This is a genomic window from Streptomyces sp. NPDC006743, from assembly GCF_040703815.1.
Classification (GTDB): Bacteria; Actinomycetota; Actinomycetes; order Streptomycetales; family Streptomycetaceae; genus Streptomyces.
On the sequence record NZ_JBEYJA010000123.1, the window covers coordinates 1,831 to 5,062 of the forward strand.

The 3,232-nt window shown below is 57.1% G+C and carries 1 rRNA gene; it reads left to right on the plus strand.

Going from position 1 to position 3,232, the window contains the following annotated elements:
• Positions 1–51 precede the first annotated feature (51 nt).
• Positions 52–3,172, plus strand: a 23S ribosomal RNA gene (locus tag ABZ719_RS37195).
• The last annotated feature ends 60 nt before the right edge of the window (positions 3,173–3,232 follow it).

Genomic DNA, 3,232 nt, shown 5'->3' on the forward strand with positions numbered 1-3,232 from the left:
ATGGGTGGTTGGTCGTTGTTTGAGAACTGCACAGTGGACGCGAGCATCTGTGGCCAAGTTTTTAAGGGCGCACGGTGGATGCCTTGGCACCAGGAACCGATGAAGGACGTGGGAGGCCACGATAGTCCCCGGGGAGTCGTCAACCAGGCTTTGATCCGGGGGTTTCCGAATGGGGAAACCCGGCAGTCGTCATGGGCTGTCACCCGCTGCTGAACACATAGGCAGTGTGGAGGGAACGCGGGGAAGTGAAACATCTCAGTACCCGCAGGAAGAGAAAACAACCGTGATTCCGGGAGTAGTGGCGAGCGAAACCGGATGAGGCCAAACCGTATGCGTGTGAGACCCGGCAGGGGTTGCGTATACGGGGTTGTGGGATCTCTCTTCTGTCGTCTGCCGGCGACAGGACGAGTCAGAAACCGTTGATGTAGGCGAAGGACATGCGAAAGGTCCGGCGTAGAGGGTAAGACCCCCGTAGTCGAAACGTCAGCGGCTCGTTTGAGAGACACCCAAGTAGCACGGGGCCCGAGAAATCCCGTGTGAATCTGGCGGGACCACCCGCTAAGCCTAAATATTCCCTGGTGACCGATAGCGGATAGTACCGTGAGGGAATGGTGAAAAGTACCCCGGGAGGGGAGTGAAATAGTACCTGAAACCGTGTGCCTACAAGCCGTGGGAGCGTCGGAGTGGAGCTTGCTCTGCTCTCGTGACTGCGTGCCTTTTGAAGAATGAGCCTGCGAGTTTGCGGTGTGTTGCGAGGTTAACCCGGGTGGGGTAGCCGTAGCGAAAGCGAGTCCGAACAGGGCGTTTGAGTAGCACGCTCAAGACCCGAAGCGGAGTGATCTAGCCATGGGCAGGTTGAAGCGGAGGTAAGACTTCGTGGAGGACCGAACCCACCAGGGTTGAAAACCTGGGGGATGACCTGTGGTTAGGGGTGAAAGGCCAATCAAACTCCGTGATAGCTGGTTCTCCCCGAAATGCATTTAGGTGCAGCGTCGTGTGTTTCTTGCCGGAGGTAGAGCACTGGATAGGCGATGGGCCCTACCGGGTTACTGACCTTAGCCAAACTCCGAATGCCGGTAAGTGAGAGCGCGGCAGTGAGACTGTGGGGGATAAGCTCCATGGTCGAGAGGGAAACAGCCCAGAGCATCGACTAAGGCCCCTAAGCGTACGCTAAGTGGGAAAGGATGTGGAGTCGCAGAGACAACCAGGAGGTTGGCTTAGAAGCAGCCACCCTTGAAAGAGTGCGTAATAGCTCACTGGTCTAGTGATTCCGCGCCGACAATGTAGCGGGGCTCAAGCGTACCGCCGAAGTCGTGTCATTCACACAATAGGGCCAACGCCTGTGTGGATGGGTAGGGGAGCGTCGTCTGCCGGGTGAAGCAGCACCGGAAGGTAGTTGTGGACGGTTGACGAGTGAGAATGCAGGCATGAGTAGCGATTCACACGTGAGAAACGTGTGCGCCGATTGACTAAGGGTTCCTGGGTCAAGCTGATCTGCCCAGGGTAAGTCGGGACCTAAGGCGAGGCCGACAGGCGTAGTCGATGGATAACCGGTTGATATTCCGGTACCCGCTGTGAAGCGTCAAACATCGAGCATCGTGATGCTAAGGCCGTGAAGCCGCCCTGATCTCTTCGGAGTTGAGGGGAGTGGTGGAGCCGCCGGCCCAAGCGGTTAGTAGGTGAGTGATGGGGTGACGCAGGAAGGTAGTCCATCCCGGGCGGTGGTTGTCCCGGGGTAAGGGTGTAGGCCGTGTGATAGGTAAATCCGTCGCACTTGTGGCTGAGACCTGATGCCGAGCCGATTGTGGTGAAGTGGATGATCCTATGCTGTCGAGAAAAGCCTCTAGCGAGTTTCATGGCGGCCCGTACCCTAAACCGACTCAGGTGGTCAGGTAGAGAATACCGAGGCGTTCGGGTGAACTATGGTTAAGGAACTCGGCAAAATGCCCCCGTAACTTCGGGAGAAGGGGGGCCACACCTGGTGAGAGCACTTGCTGTTCGAGCTGGGGGTGGCCGCAGAGACCAGCGAGAAGCGACTGTTTACTAAAAACACAGGTCCGTGCGAAGCCGTAAGGCGATGTATACGGACTGACGCCTGCCCGGTGCTGGAACGTTAAGGGGACCGGTTAGCTCCATTTCGGTGGGGCGAAGCTGAGAACTTAAGCGCCAGTAAACGGCGGTGGTAACTATAACCATCCTAAGGTAGCGAAATTCCTTGTCGGGTAAGTTCCGACCTGCACGAATGGCGTAACGACTTCTCGACTGTCTCAACCATAGGCCCGGTGAAATTGCACTACGAGTAAAGATGCTCGTTTCGCGCAGCAGGACGGAAAGACCCCGGGACCTTTACTACAGTTTGATATTGGTGTTCGGTTCGGCTTGTGTAGGATAGCTGGGAGACTTTGAAGCATGCACGCCAGTGTGTGTGGAGTCGTCGTTGAAATACCAGTCTGGTCGTGCTGGATGTCTAACCTGGGTCCGTGATCCGGATCAGGGACAGTGTCTGATGGGTAGTTTAACTGGGGCGGTTGCCTCCTAAAGGGTAACGGAGGCGCCCAAAGGTTCCCTCAGCCTGGTTGGCAATCAGGTGTTGAGTGTAAGTGCACAAGGGAGCTTGACTGTGAGACCGACGGGTCGAGCAGGGACGAAAGTCGGGACTAGTGATCCGGCGGTGGCTTGTGGAAGCGCCGTCGCTCAACGGATAAAAGGTACCCCGGGGATAACAGGCTGATCTTCCCCAAGAGTCCATATCGACGGGATGGTTTGGCACCTCGATGTCGGCTCGTCGCATCCTGGGGCTGGAGTCGGTCCCAAGGGTTGGGCTGTTCGCCCATTAAAGCGGTACGCGAGCTGGGTTTAGAACGTCGTGAGACAGTTCGGTCCCTATCCGCTGTGCGCGTAGGAGTCTTGAGAAGGGCTGTCCCTAGTACGAGAGGACCGGGACGGACGAACCTCTGGTGTGCCAGTTGTTCTGCCAAGGGCATGGCTGGTTGGCTACGTTCGGGAGGGATAACCGCTGAAAGCATCTAAGCGGGAAGCCTGCTTCGAGATGAGGACTCCCACCCACTTGATGGGGTAAGGCTCCCAGTAGACGACTGGGTTGATAGGCCGGATCTGGAAGCACGGTAACGTGTGGAGGTGACCGGTACTAATAGGCCGAGGGCTTGTCCTCAGTTGCTCGCGTCCACTGTGTTGGTTCTGAAACCACGAACAACCCCATGCCTGGTCACGG